General features: G+C 54.7%; 17 protein-coding genes. 7 read left to right on the plus strand and 10 right to left on the minus strand.

Translation table 11 applies throughout. From position 1 onward, the window contains the following. Window positions 1-87: 87 nt before the first annotated feature. On the minus strand, window positions 88-1,155 hold the full coding sequence (locus RC74_RS20700; protein ID WP_062628392.1) for an IS110 family RNA-guided transposase: 1,068 nt from the start codon (window positions 1,153-1,155) through the stop codon (window positions 88-90). 418 nt (window positions 1,156-1,573) lie between these two features. Between RC74_RS20700 and RC74_RS20705 the strand changes: the two genes are divergently transcribed. From RC74_RS20705 to RC74_RS20735, 7 genes are all read left to right on the plus strand, one after another. Continuing rightward, window positions 1,574-1,861 carry an ArsR/SmtB family transcription factor gene (locus RC74_RS20705; protein ID WP_038999788.1) on the plus strand — a complete coding sequence of 96 codons (288 nt, stop codon included), beginning with the start codon at window positions 1,574-1,576 and terminating at the stop codon, window positions 1,859-1,861. Then, window positions 1,858-2,916, plus strand: coding sequence for a permease (locus tag RC74_RS20710; protein ID WP_038999789.1), 1,059 nt, complete (start codon window positions 1,858-1,860; stop codon window positions 2,914-2,916). Before RC74_RS20705 ends, RC74_RS20710 begins: the two co-directional genes overlap by 4 nt. Before the next feature lie 103 nt (window positions 2,917-3,019). Continuing rightward, window positions 3,020-3,724, plus strand: coding sequence for a VIT1/CCC1 transporter family protein (locus tag RC74_RS20715; protein WP_038999791.1), 705 nt, complete (start codon window positions 3,020-3,022; stop codon window positions 3,722-3,724). A gap of 39 nt (window positions 3,725-3,763) precedes the next feature. Beyond that, a complete protein-coding gene (locus tag RC74_RS20720; RefSeq protein WP_038999793.1) occupies window positions 3,764-4,000 on the plus strand; it encodes a thioredoxin family protein in 237 nt (78 codons plus the stop codon). After that, the gene (locus RC74_RS20725) at window positions 3,997-4,917 is read left to right on the plus strand and encodes an MBL fold metallo-hydrolase (protein WP_062628393.1); all 921 of its coding nucleotides are present in this window, start codon (window positions 3,997-3,999) and stop codon (window positions 4,915-4,917) included. Before RC74_RS20720 ends, RC74_RS20725 begins: the two co-directional genes overlap by 4 nt. Next, on the plus strand, window positions 4,914-5,321 hold the full coding sequence (locus RC74_RS20730) for an OsmC family protein (RefSeq protein WP_236939997.1): 408 nt from the start codon (window positions 4,914-4,916) through the stop codon (window positions 5,319-5,321). The genes RC74_RS20725 and RC74_RS20730 overlap by 4 nt, the downstream gene beginning before the upstream one ends. Further along, entirely contained in the window at window positions 5,321-6,196 is an 876-nt protein-coding gene (locus tag RC74_RS20735; RefSeq protein WP_038999835.1) for a cation diffusion facilitator family transporter, read from the plus strand. The genes RC74_RS20730 and RC74_RS20735 overlap by 1 nt, the downstream gene beginning before the upstream one ends. A gap of 18 nt (window positions 6,197-6,214) precedes the next feature. Here RC74_RS20735 and RC74_RS20740 read toward each other — a convergent pair whose 3' ends face one another. The 9 genes from RC74_RS20740 to RC74_RS20780 form a co-directional block, all read right to left on the minus strand. Continuing rightward, window positions 6,215-7,045 carry a class II glutamine amidotransferase gene (locus RC74_RS20740; RefSeq protein ID WP_038999836.1) on the minus strand — a complete coding sequence of 277 codons (831 nt, stop codon included), beginning with the start codon at window positions 7,043-7,045 and terminating at the stop codon, window positions 6,215-6,217. Window positions 7,046-7,146: 101 nt separating this feature from the next. Next, window positions 7,147-8,334, minus strand: a complete 1,188-nt coding sequence (locus RC74_RS20745) for a thiolase family protein (protein WP_038999837.1) — start codon at window positions 8,332-8,334, stop codon at window positions 7,147-7,149. A gap of 26 nt (window positions 8,335-8,360) precedes the next feature. Beyond that, window positions 8,361-8,696 (minus strand): hypothetical protein, encoded by a 336-nt coding sequence (locus tag RC74_RS20750; protein ID WP_038999838.1) that lies wholly within the window; start codon window positions 8,694-8,696, stop codon window positions 8,361-8,363. Window positions 8,697-8,935: 239 nt separating this feature from the next. Next, complete coding sequence (locus RC74_RS20755) at window positions 8,936-9,511, minus strand: nitroreductase family protein (protein WP_038999839.1); 576 nt, start codon at window positions 9,509-9,511, stop codon at window positions 8,936-8,938. A 65-nt stretch (window positions 9,512-9,576) separates the two neighbouring features. Continuing rightward, on the minus strand, window positions 9,577-12,030 hold the full coding sequence (locus RC74_RS20760) for an arsenate reductase (azurin) large subunit (RefSeq protein WP_038999841.1): 2,454 nt from the start codon (window positions 12,028-12,030) through the stop codon (window positions 9,577-9,579). A gap of 44 nt (window positions 12,031-12,074) precedes the next feature. Beyond that, window positions 12,075-12,563, minus strand: coding sequence for an arsenate reductase (azurin) small subunit (locus RC74_RS20765; protein WP_236939998.1), 489 nt, complete (start codon window positions 12,561-12,563; stop codon window positions 12,075-12,077). Window positions 12,564-12,743: 180 nt separating this feature from the next. Beyond that, on the minus strand, window positions 12,744-14,003 hold the full coding sequence (locus RC74_RS20770) for a sigma-54-dependent transcriptional regulator (protein WP_038999844.1): 1,260 nt from the start codon (window positions 14,001-14,003) through the stop codon (window positions 12,744-12,746). Further along, window positions 14,000-15,454, minus strand: a complete 1,455-nt coding sequence (locus tag RC74_RS20775; protein WP_038999845.1) for a sensor histidine kinase — start codon at window positions 15,452-15,454, stop codon at window positions 14,000-14,002. Before RC74_RS20775 ends, RC74_RS20770 begins: the two co-directional genes overlap by 4 nt. After that, the gene (locus tag RC74_RS20780; RefSeq protein ID WP_038999846.1) at window positions 15,441-16,298 is read right to left on the minus strand and encodes a substrate-binding domain-containing protein; all 858 of its coding nucleotides are present in this window, start codon (window positions 16,296-16,298) and stop codon (window positions 15,441-15,443) included. Before RC74_RS20780 ends, RC74_RS20775 begins: the two co-directional genes overlap by 14 nt. Window positions 16,299-16,379 lie beyond the last annotated feature (81 nt).

The raw sequence follows: 16,379 nt of genomic DNA on the forward strand, positions 1-16,379 counted from the left end.
AAACATGCCCTGCCGGTCAATGGGGGGCGTAATATTTCCGTTCCATGCTTTTATCTTTCGCGAACTCCTTAGGGTCGTGGCAGGGTGTTAAACTCCGAAAGCAACCTCGTCTCTTGGTGCATCGAATGTGGTGCCGTGGTGCAGGACGCTCCAGGCGGTTCGAGCAAGTTTATTGGCAAGCGCAACAGCGAGTTTGTTGCGGTGCATGCGGGGTTCGGCTCTGATCAGCCATTCACCAAAGCTGAAGTCCGGCCAGCGATGCGGGCGCATTAGGATCACTTTGGCGGCCTGCACAAACAGCATCCGTAAATATCGACTGCCACGTTTTGAGATCCGGCCCAGCACGGTTCGTCCACCCGTACTGTATTGTCGTGGCACCAAACCAACCCAGGCGGCAAAATCACGTCCTCTATCAAACGCATCCCCCGCACCGATGGCCGCAACCATGGCCGTGGAAATCATCGGGCCGATGCCCGGGATCGTCATGACGTTCACACAGTTCTCTTCGGCGCGGCTGATCTGCTCGATCTCGGTGGAAACTGCGTCGATCCGGTCATCCATCCACATCCAGTCACCGTAGAGGCCGATCAGGATCTTGCGCATCCGAGGCGATATCTCATCTTTGCGTTCTTCAAGGATTGTCAGAAACGAATTCTTCAGGGCCCGCAGACCCTTGCGAACCGTGATCCCTTGTTCAATCAGAAACGCCCGGATCTGATTAATCGTCGCCGTGCGCCGCGACACCAAGCGCGATCTAACCCGATGTAGGGCTTGCAGATCAAGCTGATCTTGGCTCTTCTCTGGAACGCTTTTCAAATTCGGACGAAGCGCCGCTTCTGCGATGGCTTCCGCATCGTTGTAATCGTTTTTCTGACCCTTATTGAACGGCTTAACGTAGATGGCGGGAATGATCCGTGGCTCAAACCCCATCTTGCGCAGCGCCCGACTAACAAAATGAGCGCTAAGACAGGCTTCCATCCCAACGATGCAGGAGGGCAGTTCCTCAAATGTCTTTTCCAACGCCATCCGTTTGATCTTTTTGCGCACAACAACATTTCCATCAGGATCAAATCCAACCAAATGGAACACGTCCTTCCCGATATCTATGCCAACTGACATCAACGCCTCGATCTTGATTTCCTTCTTCGAATTCATGGCTACTTCTCCTCTGTTAACGGGTGAAGCAAGCACAGTTTAACCCGATGGGGGGTGTAGCCGGTACATCCCATTAGCGGATCTTCGAGCAAGCTGCGGCGAACGGCAGGTTTGAGCCCGAGGTTACAAGTGCTGCATGGCCCTCGAACGTCGGCTTTTCGAAGCTGAATGGTAACATATCAAAATCAAAGTGGGTTTCTGCACGGGTTGTGGAAACGCATTTCGATAGCGTTGCTTCATGCTCGGGAGCAATAAGAACTTCGGTTTTTGCAACTGAACTCTCTTTTGAATTCTACTGCGTTCGCCATGCCGCCTACTAAGCGGCGGTCACTTCCGTGAAAAACCACATTTTTACATTGCAATTACATGCGCAAGAGCGCATATGCGCTTTACCGCATTTAACTTGTTGGAGATACCCATGCAAGATTTCCTGACAGCCATCGCTGACCCAGTCCGCCGCGCTGCGTTGCATATCTTATGGGATGACAGCGAGCACTGCGTTTGTGAGTTAATGGCCAAGCTTGATGCAACGCAAAGCCGGATGTCGCGACATATGAAAGCACTGAAACTGGCGGGAATCGTTGTGGATCGACGGGATGCTCAATGGGTGCGTTACCGCCGCAATCCTGCTCTGCCCGCTGAGCTATCAGCCATCATCGAGGCCGTGCTGAAAGCCGAACAGTTAAATGAAAGGAATGTGGCATGACCACAGAAACACACAACATCGAGCCTCATCGGGAACACTCTGACTGGTTCTGGTATGTTGGCGTCGCTACGGGCGGCATTGCGTGGTTCTTGCTCTATCAGCAGTTGATCCCGTTTTCAGAATGGGCGACAGCCCTGTTTCCGATTGCGCGCAACAGCCACACTGGTGAGGCTATCGCATTCTTCCTCTATGACGTACCGAAAGTGCTTCTACTGCTTACGCTCATAGTCTTCGTCACGGGCGTGCTGCGAAGCTGGTTCAGCCCGGAAAAAACACGAGCCATTCTGTCTGGTAAACGCGAAATACTTGGCTATCCGCTCGCTGCATCGCTTGGTGTGCTGACGCCGTTCTGTTCTTGCTCATCGGTGCCGCTTTTCATTGGTTTCGTCTCGGCGGGCATACCATTGGGTGTCACCTTTTCGTTCCTCATCGCGGGCCCGATGGTGGGGCCGGTTGGTCTGGGGCTTTTGTTCGGACTGGTGGGGTGGAAAATCACAGCAATCTATTTGGTGTTCGGCTTCACGATTGCGACCGTGGCAGGATGGGTCATGGGACGGATGGGGCTTGAGAGGTATCTGCAAGACTGGGTGCGCGAGTTGAACACAGGCGCGGCAAATGGTTTGCCGGAGGAGCGGCCATCCATGATGGACCGCATCAAGATCGGCCTGGATCAGGTGAAAGAGATTTTGGGCAAGGTTTGGATCTGGGTCGTGATCGGCATTTCCATCGGTGCGCTCATCCATGGCTACGTGCCCGAGGCCGTCATGCTCAAGATCATGGGCGGAGAAACATGGTGGTCCGTACCCGCAGCTGTCGTGGTCGGCGTTCCGATGTATACCAATGCAGCAGGGGTCATCCCCATCGTGGAAGCGCTCTTGGGAAAAGGTGCAGCGCTCGGCACGACATTGGCCTTCATGATGTCAGTGATCGCCCTCAGCCTGCCGGAGATGATCATCCTGAAACAAGTGCTGACCCTGCGCCTGATCGCGATTTTCATCGCGGTGGTCGCCTCGGGCATCCTTGCCACCGGATTTCTGTTCAATGCATTGCTCTGAAGGAGAACAAACATGAAAATCGTCAAAGTCTACGGCGCCAGTTGTAAGCGCTGTGACGCTGCTGAAACATTGGTTAAAATTACCGCGAAAAAGCTGTGTGTCGATGGCACAATCTGAAATGCAGGTCGAAAATCACTTCGTCGACCGGATTGGTTGGCTGCGTGCCGCCGTCCTTGGGGCAAATGACGGGATAGTGTCGACGGCGAGCCTGATCACTGGCGTTGCGTCAGCTGGCGCGGGGCATCCTGAAATCTTGCTTGCCGGGACGGCGGGTTTGGTGGCTGGGGCCATGTCGATGGCCGCGGGTGAATATGTCTCGGTCAGTTCGCAATCCGACAGCGAGCAAACCGACCTTGGCCGGGAGCGAAAGGAGCTTGAGACGCAACCGGAGTTTGAATTAACGGAACTGACGAAAATCTATGTGGTCCGCGGCTTAAGCCAGCCACTTGCCCGGCAAGTAGCGCAAGAGTTGACACGGCATAACGCATTGGAGGCCCATGCCCGCGATGAGTTGGGCCTGAGCGAATTGATCCAATCCAAGCCGCTGCAAGCCGCAGGATCATCCGCTGCCGCCTTTACCGTTGGCGCGGTATTGCCCCTGGCGGCGGTTCTGGCCAGCCCCGTTGCGTCTGTCACCTTGGTCACCACCGTGGTGTCCTTGCTTGCCCTCGCAATTCTAGGCGCGGTCTCTGCCAGATCAGGTGGCTCGCCAATCACCCGCGCCGTGCTTCGGGTCACGTTCTGGGGGGCCGCCGCCATGGCCGCCACCGCTGGTGTCGGGCTGTTGTTCGGCACAACCGTCGCCTAGGCGCTTCACGCAACAAACGCTTTGAAAAGGACAAGTAATATGAAAATCGTCAAAGTTTACGGTCCCGGCTGCAAACGCTGTGATGCTGCCGAAACAATGATCCGCGAATCCGCCAAAAGTTTGGGGGTTGAAGTCGAGATTGAGAAGGTCTCCGACCCCCGCGCCATTGCAATCGCGGGTGTGATGTCCACCCCGGGGATTAGCATTGATGACAAGTTGGTACATGCTGGCGGCCTACCTGATCCGGGCAAGCTCGAAGGATGGTTGGCAACATGATCCTTCCAAGACTTTTCGGGGCGGCGTTTGCACTGGCTTTGGTGTCCACAACTGCACAGGCTGACATGCTTGAGGTGCAAAATGTTACTGACGGTGTTTATGCCTTGGTTGGTCCCAAAGAGCAGCGCTCGGCAGAGAACCTTGCCAACAACGCAACATTTGGCGTTGTTGTGACCGATGAGGGCGTGGTGCTGATGGACCCCGGCGGAAGCTGGAAAGGGGCACAAGCCATCCATGACCGCATTCGGGAGATCACAGATCAGCCAGTTCGATTTGTCATCGACACGGGCGGTCAAGATCATCGCTGGCTTGGCAACGGCTATTGGCAATCCCAAGGGGCAACGGTCATCGCGTCGCAAGCTGCCGTTGACGATCACAAGGATCGCGGATCACAGCAAATGTCAGGGCTGGCGCAATTCTTGGGAGACGAACTCGCAGGCACCGAACCCGCCTATGCCGACGTGACCTTTACGGACACCTACACGCTAGAATTTGGCGGTCTGACGTTCGAAATCGTGCATCCGGGGCAAGCGCACACGCCGGGTGACAGCTTTGTTTGGCTGGACGAGAAAGACACCGTCTTCACAGGCGATATTGTTTATGCTGAGCGTATTCTGGGCAATGGCGGACAGTCGAACGCCAAAAGCTGGATAGAAGCATTCGAGGCGATGGCAGCTTTGGAGCCTGTACATGTTGTCCCTGGTCACGGGCATGCCACGACCTTGGAGCACGCCACAGCGGACACCTATGATTACCTCGTAAACCTGCGAACGCGGATCGGAGCCTTGATCGAAGAGGGCGGCGATATCATGGACGCGCCAAACATCGATCAGTCTGCATTTGAATATCTTGAGCAATTCGACAGCCTTGCCGGTCGCAATGCCCAAACAACCTATGAACAAATGGAGTGGGAATGATGCTCGAGTATACAGTTTCGGCCAAGCGGCTGGATGACACTGGGTCCGAAGCAACGGCGGGTGAGGCAAGTATCATTCTGGATACCGGAATGGCCGGACGGCCCGATGCCCTCAACCCTGCCGAGTTACTGCTGGCATCTTTGGCCGCCTGCATGATCAAGGGGGCCGAACGCGTGGCCCCAATGATAAAATTTGATCTGCGCGGCCTCGAGGTATCGCTTCATGGTCAAAGACAAGACAGCCCTCCCAAAATGTTGGCGATCACCTACGAACTGATCGTTGACACCTCTGAAACCGACGAGCGCATCGAGTTGCTACACAAGAACATCCGCAAGTATGGCACGATCTCCAACACACTGGATGCAGCACTTGAACTTTCTGGCACAATCCGGCGCAAATCCTGATGTCCCACGACCACGCGGCCCCGAAGAACCTGACCCCCGCCTTTCAATGGGCTGTTGGCCTGAATACTGTCTACGTCATACTTGAGGCCATAGCCGGGTTTATGACGGGCAGTCTGGCATTAATCGCGGACGCGGCCCACAACCTGACGGATGTCGCAGGACTTCTGATTGCATGGGCAGCAATGGGCTTGGCCAAACGCACGCCCTCGGATCAGTTTACCTATGGGCTGGGGCGGTCGACCGAATTGGCTGCGCTGGCGAATGCAATCGTCATTCTGATCGGCGTTGGCGCGGTGGTTTGGGAGGCCATGGGCCGCTTTCAAACAGCTGTCGAGGTACCCGGCGGAACCATCTTGGCCGTCGCCCTTGTCGGGATAGGCATCAATTTTGGCACCGCGATGCTGTTCAGATCTTCGCAGCATGGCGATCTGAATGCCAAAGGCGCCTATTTGCACATGATGGCGGATGGCGCTGTTTCTGTCGCAGTGGTTCTGGCAGCGGGCGGCATCCTACTGACAGGTTGGACATGGCTTGATCCCGCCGTCGCTATTCTGGTCAGCTTGGTCATTGCAGTCACCGCATACGGCCTAATGAAATCCTCGTTGCGGTTGACGCTCGATGGCGTCCCCGAGAACATTGATAAAAACGCCATTAGCGATTGGCTGGCCAATCTTCCCGGCGTGCAGTCGATGCATCATCTGCATATCTGGGCATTGAGTACGACCAAGACGGCGCTGACGGTCCACCTGGTTATGCCTGAGCCGGCCGAGCCTAACTTTCTAACTGAGACATCACACGAGCTCGAACATGAGTTCAACATTGATCACGCGACCATTCAAATCGAACATCCAGACGGCCAGTGTGAAAGCAAATAGATACGGTGACGTCTACGGTCAGTTTTTGCGCGCTGCATCAATACCGCGTCTCCCTTCAATCCGACCGGCACGGAAAGCAATGACTTCACCTTCAGTAAATGCCTGCCAAGGCTCCGCAGTCAACGGAACGCTGGCCACAATGCTAATGTTCTGGTCCGCTCCGGTGACGGTTAGCCCATCTCCGCTGATTCCCGCTCCGGCAGGTGAACAATGATGCTGCAAATAGACCAATCCCGGAGCCGTTACCTTGCCTGTCGCGGCATTCTTGCGTCGGTCCCCGTGTGCAAACAGGGCGTCACCGTCGGAATATAGAAAATTTGCAGGGCCCATTTCTCGTATCTCTGCGGCAAAGGTTGAAACCATCTCCAAACGCTCTTCAAGCAGGGGAATATTGTCCGGTGTGGTCCAGATTGCTGCCAGACGTTCTAGCAAGCCACAAAAAGCCAGCTCAGAATCTGTCTCTCCGACAGGAGAAAAACGGCGTGATTGAAGTGTAGTAGCTTCCAAGATGCCCGGTAGACAGCCATTGTGGGCAAAGCTGTGAGTTCGTCCTGCCAACTCTCTCACAAACGGCTGCGCATTGCGGTAGGTAGGGGCGCCCATCGTCGCCTTGCGAATGTGTGCCATTACCAAATCGCTGCGCAACTCATGCTGGCCGACAAAGCGCAGCCAGTCACTGTCATCCGCCGATCCTGCATCTATGATCAGTCGAACATCATTACTCTCATAGTAGGCGACGCCCCAACCATCACGGATCGACGTCGGTGGGCCACCGTGTTGTGCCAACCGCGACAGCGACAAGGATGCCGTAGCAGGCAAATTGCTGGATAGTCCAAAAAGTTCACACATGGCTTTGCACGCCCCTTTCACGGTGATGCTTCAAACTTGTTCCTGCGACGTGTTTTTGCTCGGGGAAAAGCTCTGCCGCTGCCACAGGCCCAACATTGCCACTACCCGAGTATTTCAACGGCCAAGGCGATGCCCTGTCCACCGCCGATACACAGCGTGACAATGCCGCGCTTTAGCCCGTCGCGCTGCATCGAATGCAAAAGCCGCGTGGTCAGAACCGCGCCCGAAGCGCCGATCGGGTGACCATGTGCAATGGCCCCGCCTTCGACATTCACAACGTCTTCGGACAGGCCTAGTTCGCGCAACACAGCCAGCGAGATGGCGGCAAAGGCTTCGTTGATCTCGATCCGGTCAACTTGGGCTACGGTCCAGCCGGCCCGATCCAACGCTTGCCGGACGGCGGGCACGGGGCCAATGCCAAACATCCCCGGTTCAACGGCACCAACACCATAGGCAACCAAACGTGCCATTGGTTCCAGACCCGCCTTTTCTGCAAATCCACGGTCGGCCACAATCATCGCCGAAGCTCCGGTATTCAGCCCTGGCGCATTGCCTGCGGTGATCGTGCCGTCTTTGCGGAAGGCTGGCTTTAGTCGCGCGAGAGAGTCCAGCGTGGCATCGGGTCGATTGTGTTCATCTTTGTCAAAAATCTCGGAGCCCTTGCGGCCTTTGACCTCAACTGGCGCGATCTCGGCCTCGAATTTGCCTGCCGCTTGAGCGTCGGAGAACAGGCGTTGCGACCGCGCGGCCCAAGCATCTTGATCATCGCGGCTGATGGCGTATTTTGTCACCAAATCTTCGGTATGCCAGCCCGAATGTTCACCTGAAAAGGCGTCGTTCAGGCCATCGCGCAACATCGCGTCATAGACTTGTCCGTCGCCCATGCGATAGCCCCAACGGCCAGCGGGCATCAGGTAGGGGGCGGCGTCCATGTTTTCCATACCACCGGCGATTGCGACCTCTCCGAACCCCAACCAGATTTCTTGTGCGGCTGACGCGATGGCCTGCGCGCCCGACCCGCAGACGCGGTTTACGGTCATGGCAGGTACCTCGACGGGGACACCGCCGTGAATGGCAACCTGCCGCGCGGGGTTCATTTTGGTGCCAGCCTGAATAACGTTGCCCATTACAACAGACCCAAGCCGCGCGGCATCGAGGCCTGAGCGGCTAAGCACTTCGCGGATGACTGACGCCCCAAGATCGGGGGCGAGCACAGTTTTCAAGCTACCGTTATAGGTGCCAATTGCGGTGCGAAGTGGATAGCAGAGAACAATTTCACGGGTGGTCATGGCTGATAGCTCCTTGGCGTATGAATTTAAAAACTAATGACGCTTGCCCCTTCAGAGGCAAAACGCGGAAAGGCGGTGGCTGCTGATTCAAGCGCAAGATTGCGGCTCCGAAAGGCGGCCTCGGCACCAATCTGTTGGGCGATACCGATGCAGGTTGTCACGCGCGCACCAGATTTGACTAGGGCGTCGATCTGCGAATTGAATTCGGCTTGCTCGGCATCGGCAAGCATCCGTTCGGCGGGGCCAAATAAATAGACTTCCAGTTCACCCGATGGGGCTGAAAGGATGCGTTCGGCCAAAGCGGGCACCGTTTGCAGCGATGAAGGGTCGGCGTGGAATAAGTGTAGGACGGTTTTGGGCATGGGGAATCCTGTTCTGGCATGGCTTCTTGCGCGACTCAGAACGCGGCTGAATCACGCAGGCTAGGTTAGTCACGGTGCTTTGAATTAGATTGACGCAAGTCAATGACGTGCGTGGCAACGGTATGGCTTCTAGGATTCAATAAACGTGGACGCACCTATGCATTTCAAAACTTTGCCCCAAGCCACTTTCGTTCCCTTGGCTGAACCTGATCCTCGATGCACTTCCGCTCATTTAACCTTTATAGATCGACCTGTCCCCAAACCGAAAAAACATCTTCGGCACGTGGCCTATCGGCTGGCGCTGGCTGTTTCGACACAGTGCCAACCGCGACAAATCCCAAAAACTGTTCTATGGCGCTGAGCCCAAGGCCTTTTTGAAGTGCGCTGGTCTTTACCTTATCCCCGCTGACAATCATCGACCCAAACCCGAACGATGTCGCAGTCAGCAAAATATTCTGTACCGCAGCCCCTACTGACACCCACTGCTCGTGGGGCGGCGCGTCCGAAACATCGTCGCGGATGATGCCAACCACGGCGATCAGGCAGGCTCCATTAAGGGCTTTTTCACGGGCTCTCTCAGTTTGATCCTCGCTGAGCGTGCCATGCGTTTCGCGGGCGGCTACTTCGAATAAGTTTGCGAGCATCGTCCGTTGGTCATTTCTGATCAGAATGAAGCGCCATGGGCGTAATCGGCGGTGATCAGGTGCTGCGCAAGCTGCATCAATCATCGTCCTTACTTGCTCAAGACTCGGGCCAGGCTCGATAAGCCTTCGTGGGGACACGGATCGACGGCGAACTATGTCATCTAACGTCATATTGGTCCCTCAACAGGAAGAGGGCGGCAACCTTGCCGCCCAACTCTTTTGGATTATTACGCAACTCAGGCCGTATATTCCTTGGACTTAAAGGAAACAGCTTTTGAGCGGGGAGTCGCATTCGCAAGTTTGCGAATATTACCCCACGTGTGTTTGTAGTCTGGCAGGACCAGCTCATTTACACCGGGACTCACAATGTTGCCTTGGCTACCCGCGGGCGAACCAAATACCATTGCGACCTGACCAGGTTTGGCTGTCTCCACTGGATAGGCCATGCCCTGTGTTGCGCCATTTCCGTTTGAAATCTCGATCAAATCACCGGCGGATATACCCAAACTGGCCATATCGTCGGCGTTCATTTCAATGAATGGATACGGGAAGCGGTCTTGGATAAAGTCATTGTCTTGATCTAGGAACTGGCTTTGCCAAAAGATGTTGGCACGCACGTTGTTGATCCAGAACTCATACTTGGCTTCTTCCTCGGCTTTGCCAGCAGCTTGCCAGCCCCGCCATCCAGCAGCGCAGAACAGAGCCTTTTGATCTTCGCGACCGTGCCGGGTGAACTTGCCGTCCGAATATTCCCGCTCAGTTCCGATCAGCTTGCCGTCCTCAAAGCCAACAACCGGTTCAAGAACACCATTGTTCCCCATCGCACGCAAACGGTCGTAGGTCACATCAGGATTGCCCTGATGATAGCCGTCCATAAAGGCATCTTCTTCGGTTTCCCAATCATACCCTTTGAACTGCGCGGCATAGTCAGCGTTGCCCATGTCAGTCAGAACACGTTCCATATTCTGTGCAACGGCAGCTGCAATGAGGCAGTCAGGGCGAGAGTTGCCAAATGGATCCATGTATTTTTCAGACAGGCGCAAGCGACGTTCACCGTTCATCGACGTCAGGTTCATCTCGCTGGCTTCACACGCGGCCAAGACAACATGTGCGTTTGCACCGATCTGGCTGTGGATGATGTCCACATCAACAACAAACAGGCCACCCGCATTGACCGCCCCGACGATTGCGTCGACCAAATCCGCACGGCTTCCCCCTGCTGCAGCGTCCATGGCGTCTTTGACCATGTCAGAGCGCTTTTTGTGCACGCGCTTGAACTGAGATGCGTTCAGTGTGGTTTTGTAGTGGTCTGTTGCCCAGATGTGGTGGACCTTGCCGCCGCCATTGATCAAAAGCTGATCGACATATTCTGCCGGGCGACCAACGTGGCCGTCGGATGGACGGTAGTACCCTTCTTGGTGTCCACCAAGACGACAAATCCCGCCACCTTCACGGCCAACGTTACCCGTCGCCAAGGCGATGTTTACCAACGCGCCGATGGTGCGATAGTTATCATTGCCCCAGATGATCCCTTTCTCATAGGCGGTTACGCATTTGCGGCGCTCACCGTCTTTGGGTTCCGCAATCCACGCAGCGGCCTTGGCAATATCTTCAGCCGAAACGCCGCAAATTTCTGCAGCCTCCGCCAACGACATGTTTGTCGCCTTCATCGCTTCTTCCAAGCTACCCAGTGCGGCAGGATGCGCCTCATCTTCTGCAACGGCGACACCCTCTTGGAAGGTCGAGTTGGCGATAAAGTCCGTGTCGACCCAACCTTTTGATACAATCTCGGTAAAGATCGCATTGAACAGAGCCATGTCAGAGCCGGGTTTGATCGCCAAATGCAGAACGTTTTCTTTACCAGCGACTTCTTCAGCTGCATTGACCGTTACCGAACGGCGGGGATCAACCATGATGAACCGCGCACCGTTCCGCATGCCAGGAACCATGTGGTTCAGGAACAGGTTGGTTTGCGTTTCCAAAGAATTTGCACCGACCATGAAGATCGTATCGGTCAGTTCATAGTCTTTGTACTGATAGCTCAACTCACCGATGCCCATGTCGCGCGTAGAGTGCACTTCGGAGTTATACGCAGGGCGGTTGTGGATGCGGCAGTTTTTCACCTTCATCGATTCAAAGTAAAGCTTGCCTGTGCCCCATGTGTTTTCGTAACCACCAGCAGAACCGCCGTGGTCAAACATGGAGACCACGAGATCATCCTCTGATCCTTCGGTCACGACGCGCGCCGTAACCTGCGCCACAAGATCAAGCGCGTCGTCCCAACTGGTGGGCTGATGAACACCATTGCGCCATACCAAAGGATCGGACAAACGCTGTTGCTGCGTTCCAGTTACCGTGGAGGGACGGTTTTCTGCCATGCGTGCTCCGCGGATCGAACCAAGACCCGAGTTCACAACGCAATCATGATCTGGAATAACCGCCAAATGTACGTCTTTGCCGTCCTGTTTGACGATGTTGTACATCGAAGGTGCGATCCAAACGCCGTCAGCACCCTGCTGTTCGCTTAGGTCGATACCTAATGCGTTGTCCTGCATCGTACCCTGCTTATTGCGATCCCACGTGTATGCCTTGTAGCCACATCCAACGATGCAGTAGTGGCATGTCACGTTGTGTACCTTGGCATCCTTTGGTGGAATGGGAAGCCGGTCTATCTGTCTTTTATATGTCATTGTCTATGTCCTCCCTTACAACACGTTTGACGGGCGACCGAAAATTAGGTCGCTTGCGCCTTCGGCGTAGATGTCACCGCTGTCATCAACGCGGAGCGTAAATTGTGGTAAGTTCTGGGTCGCATGACCCCAAACTTGCTGCCCCCCACTTCGGCGTCAAAGCGCGAAAAATGGCCTGGACAATTGAGAGTGCGATCTTCGCCGTTGTAGTTGAGATACCAACCCTTATGCGGGCAGAGCACCGAATAGGCGACAATGTCACCATCAGGACCAACGCCGCCTTCAACAGCTTCGCCCATCTTGAGCAAAATGCCGGGGCTGTCCGCATCCGGGAATTCGATATCGACCGGATCATTGATGGCAAGATCTGCAATGTTGGCCAATTTGGTTGATGGGTAGTCGAGTTGCGCACCGGGCGTTGCGGCTTGCGCCTGCACTCCGGTCATCATTGTGGCCGCTGCGCCAACCCCTGCAACGGCACCGCCGCGCAAAAACTGGCGACGACCCGCGTCGACGAGTTTGTTACATTTCATTTTCGGTTCCTCCCTGAAGCCTTTTGCAACAGTCTAGCAAATCACCGCAGCCAACTGTCACCGCCCTTCATCGACGGGGTCCCTTGTAACTCTATGTTTGAAAATGATTTTTTTTGATGTTCGGATTCCCGAACATAGATTGATGTAATCCACGGTATACTTCAGCCAGGTGGCGACAACCTAGTGCTCGCTCTTGATTCCAAGCTTCTTCATTTTTTCCCAGAGCGTTGTCCGTGAGATGGAAAGCAGCTTTGCAGCCTCGAGGATATGTTGGTCGGTCTGCTCAAGTGCTGCCAGAATTGCGGCGCGCTCAGCGCCATCCCGAACATCGGACAGCGCGCGCGGAACGGCCGTATCGTCTTGGGCGTCTGGGAAAAGGTCAAGCGGGAACAGAACCTCGCCCTGCGCCTGTGACACGGCCCGCTCCATCTTGCTGCGCAGCTCTCTTCCATTTCCCGGCCACGCGTAACTCACTGCGGCTTCTTCACAGCGAACGGATAAGCCCTTCAGCTTTTTCTCGCGGCGCGCATTGAACCCATCATAAAATCGTCGCATGAGCCAAAGAATGTCATCTGGCCTGCTCGCAAGCGGTGGAATGAAGATATCCACGGCCCTCAGACGTTGCAACAAGTCGAGGCGCACCCCACCATCTGTTTCAGATGAGTTCAAATCAGGGGTGAATCCGCAGATCAGTCTAGTCGTCGGCTCTGACAAGAGCCATTCCTGCAACAGGTTTTGGACCGTGTCAGTAGCGTGAGAGATCATTGAAATATATAATGTGCCGTCTTCAGTTGCGCGCGTTAGTGCGGGACGTTCGGCTGTATCGTCAAAGAGGATGTTCGCCTGATCTGAGGCGGTAAGGCGACTAAGATCCACACTTTGAAACGGCCCACTCTCGCGGTTAGACAATTTATGAATGGTTCGGGCCGCCAATCCTTTGCCAGTGCCCCGATTGCCCTTGATATAGACCGGACGATCATTTGAAGCAGCGCGCGTTAACGTTGCATGCAAATCAATCGCTTGCGGTGAAACCCCGAACGGACTGTTACCGATCTCTGATTGGTTTGCGGTTATCATCCCAGACAGCCGCGCCAAGAACTGATCCATGTTGAACGGCTTGGTCAGGTAATCAGCGGCACCTGCGTGAATGAGACGAACGGCCTGATCGACGCCTCCATGACCGGTGACAAACAAAAATGGCGGTGGCACAGAGTGATCACACAGAGCCATATATAAATCTTCACCGGTGCCGTCCGGCAGCTTGATATCACAAACGACCGCATCAAACTTTTTGTGCGGTGTACGGATTGCGCCGAGGGCCACCGTCTTTGTCTTCATCCAAATGACGTGAGCGCCTTCAAGTTCGAGGCGTTGAGCGATCGACCCGCCCATGATTTCATCATCTTCGACCAAAGCGATATGTCTATTTGCTAGGGTCACGTCTCGGATCCGCCTTTTGGTTGCAAGGGAAATCTTATTGTAATCTTGGCTCCATGCTCGGGCAAATCGGCCACTTCGATACTACCCCCTAATCCCTGTGTGATTTCGCGCACTGACCGCAAACCAACCCCTGCCCCGTTTCTGGATGTGGACCCAACCGTCAGTCTGTGACGTGCGGATTCAGACAACCCCGGGCCACTATCGCTCGCTTCAATTCTTAACGTTTCTTCGTCGTTGGTCACATTAAGACCAATCACACCTCCCTCCCCGGCAGCCGCTGATCCGTTCAGCAAAAGGTTAAGGATGATCTGCTGCACTTTAGCGCCTGGAAGCACCCGAAGCGTTTCATCTTCTACGCCAATTGTCAGATCGAGCGTCTGGTTCTTACGGGCGAGCTCAGGTTCAATGAGCAGCCGTAAGTCATCAAGATCTACTTTTGAAAGCGGATGGTCCTGCACATTTGATCGTCCAAAATCCAAAGTCGCCTTCGAGACGTCACGCAGGTTTTTTAGACCTCGATACAATAATTCTGTTGAGGCTTCGACGACATCCGGCCTGTCTTTGAATTTCCGCAACGTATCGACGGCGTTTAACAAGCCTCCAAGCGGATTGTTGATTTCGTGAGCGAGGGTGGAAGAAAGTCGACCAAGGCTGACAAGTTGAGCCTGATCCGATAACCGCTGAGCGATATCCCGGCGTTCCCCCTCAGCCCTTACCAATTTATTGTACCGCTCAAACAGTGATGCGAATTCAGTTCGTTTTGCAGGAAAGGCAGAGTGTGGGATCTCCTCAAGACCATCGCCTTCGTGACTGCCCATAAATTGCGAGAGCACCTGAACCTGCCGCATCATCCGGCTGATAAGAAAATACCCGGCACCCGCCAGAAGAATCGTTGCAAGTGTGTTTCCGATGATCAGCGACCAAAGAGCGTCTCGGCGTTGGGCCAAATAATTATCGACGTCGATCTCTGTTACAACGTGCCCGATAAGCTGCCCTTGATAGACCACGTCCTTTTGCGTCCAGACTGTTGTTTCGGTGTATTTGAGTGACAAATCCCTAATGCCAGGTGCTGCCGTCAAATCCGAGGGTGCCATGGTGCCAGTCGGGAACCGCACCGGATCATCTGCGGCAATGATCTGATCATCGCTATCAGTTGCCACAAGAGCCAGAACCGGCAGGTCACCCGCAGCGTTGCGGGCCCGATCAACGGTGTCAAACGTGCCCCAGATGTCCTGTCGCAAGATAAATGGCTCAAGGGCAATAGAAACACTGTCAAGATAGACAGACGCCACGCCGCGCAGGTTTTCATCCTGAATGCTGGAAAAACGGCTGAGGACCCGCTCTGAGGCAATAACCGCAACAAAGATCAGTAGAAGTGCCGCAATCAGCGGAACACGGACGGTGAGCGGCCATGACTGCGGCCTCGCCCAGTGATACTCAGATTGCTGCATCCAAAACCTCTATACGGCGGCGGATTTCATCAAACAGGTTTTCGGCTCCCAAGGTGAACCCGTCCAATTGCAGCATTTCTAAAATTGCCATGCCGCCAGCTGTGTTCGAGATATTGATCAAGGCCGCTTGCAAGGATTGCGCAATCTCTGATGACAATTGACTGCGTTGGCAGGCTATCGGGGGGAAACCAAACCATTCGGACTTCCAGACAACTTTTGTTTGTGCCGCTAGATCTGGTTCGGTCGCGGATACCGCTTCCCAGACATACCCATCTATGCTGCCCGACTGGGCGAGCCTCGACGCCACTGCCCGCAGCACATTTCGGTGCCCATAGGTGAAAAAAGTGTTCTCGAAAAAACTGTTCCGATCCTCGTCGCGCGCGACAAGCTCACTCTGGGTCACAATATACCCAGAGTGAGAATCTGGATCGGAATAGGCGTGAACATCGCCTTTGAGTTGAGAAAGATCGGAGGCATCGCGATCCGCGCCTGCAATCAGATATGACTGGTATAACGGTTTCTGGTTCCAAACCGGCACCGCAAGGAGGGCAAGCTTGTCCTCGTTTCGAAGATAGGGATACCCACAAATCCAAGCGGCGTCCAAATCGCCAGCTACCAGAAGAGCTGTGATCTCTTCATAGGTCCTGCGAAATACAAGCTCCACAGGGCGCGACATTGCATTCGCCAGATAGGTCCGCAAGCCATCCACCAGCATTTGGTCGTTGGTCAGGAAGACTGGGGTCAGACCAAACCGAACCGGTTCATCTGACGCGGCAATCGAGGGAAATCCAAAACCGGTCGCCACTGATGCAGAAGTTAGAAAGCTACGGCGATTCATTGGCATTTAATTTCCCTTCAAGCATATGTTGTCAGCATAGGGCGTTTTCCGGCCAAGCGGCAAATGGCCTGATCTCTGCAAAATCAA

The sequence above is a fragment of the Falsihalocynthiibacter arcticus genome, assembly GCF_000812665.2.
In the GTDB taxonomy this organism is placed as follows: Bacteria; Pseudomonadota; Alphaproteobacteria; order Rhodobacterales; family Rhodobacteraceae; genus Falsihalocynthiibacter; species Falsihalocynthiibacter arcticus.

Excerpts from the sequence above, each read along its gene's own strand:
- RC74_RS20755 (WP_038999839.1), bottom strand. The coding sequence starts at position 9,511 with ATGACGTTAGATGACATAGTTCGCCGTCGATCCGTGTCCCCACGAAGG.
- RC74_RS20725 (WP_062628393.1), top strand. The coding sequence starts at position 3,997 with ATGATCCTTCCAAGACTTTTCGGGGCGGCGTTTGCACTGGCTTTGGTG.
- RC74_RS20775 (WP_038999845.1), bottom strand. The coding sequence starts at position 15,454 with ATGCAGCAATCTGAGTATCACTGGGCGAGGCCGCAGTCATGGCCGCTC.
- RC74_RS20700 (WP_062628392.1), bottom strand. The coding sequence starts at position 1,155 with ATGAATTCGAAGAAGGAAATCAAGATCGAGGCGTTGATGTCAGTTGGC.
- RC74_RS20710 (WP_038999789.1), top strand. The coding sequence starts at position 1,858 with ATGACCACAGAAACACACAACATCGAGCCTCATCGGGAACACTCTGAC.
- RC74_RS20745 (WP_038999837.1), bottom strand. The coding sequence starts at position 8,334 with ATGACCACCCGTGAAATTGTTCTCTGCTATCCACTTCGCACCGCAATT.
- RC74_RS20735 (WP_038999835.1), top strand. The coding sequence starts at position 5,321 with ATGTCCCACGACCACGCGGCCCCGAAGAACCTGACCCCCGCCTTTCAA.
- RC74_RS20780 (WP_038999846.1), bottom strand. The coding sequence starts at position 16,298 with ATGCCAATGAATCGCCGTAGCTTTCTAACTTCTGCATCAGTGGCGACC.
- RC74_RS20765 (WP_236939998.1), bottom strand. The coding sequence starts at position 12,563 with ATGAAATGTAACAAACTCGTCGACGCGGGTCGTCGCCAGTTTTTGCGC.
- RC74_RS20720 (WP_038999793.1), top strand. The coding sequence starts at position 3,764 with ATGAAAATCGTCAAAGTTTACGGTCCCGGCTGCAAACGCTGTGATGCT.
- RC74_RS20760 (WP_038999841.1), bottom strand. The coding sequence starts at position 12,030 with ATGACATATAAAAGACAGATAGACCGGCTTCCCATTCCACCAAAGGAT.
- RC74_RS20705 (WP_038999788.1), top strand. The coding sequence starts at position 1,574 with ATGCAAGATTTCCTGACAGCCATCGCTGACCCAGTCCGCCGCGCTGCG.
- RC74_RS20715 (WP_038999791.1), top strand. The coding sequence starts at position 3,020 with ATGGCACAATCTGAAATGCAGGTCGAAAATCACTTCGTCGACCGGATT.
- RC74_RS20740 (WP_038999836.1), bottom strand. The coding sequence starts at position 7,045 with ATGTGTGAACTTTTTGGACTATCCAGCAATTTGCCTGCTACGGCATCC.
- RC74_RS20750 (WP_038999838.1), bottom strand. The coding sequence starts at position 8,696 with ATGCCCAAAACCGTCCTACACTTATTCCACGCCGACCCTTCATCGCTG.
- RC74_RS20730 (WP_236939997.1), top strand. The coding sequence starts at position 4,914 with ATGATGCTCGAGTATACAGTTTCGGCCAAGCGGCTGGATGACACTGGG.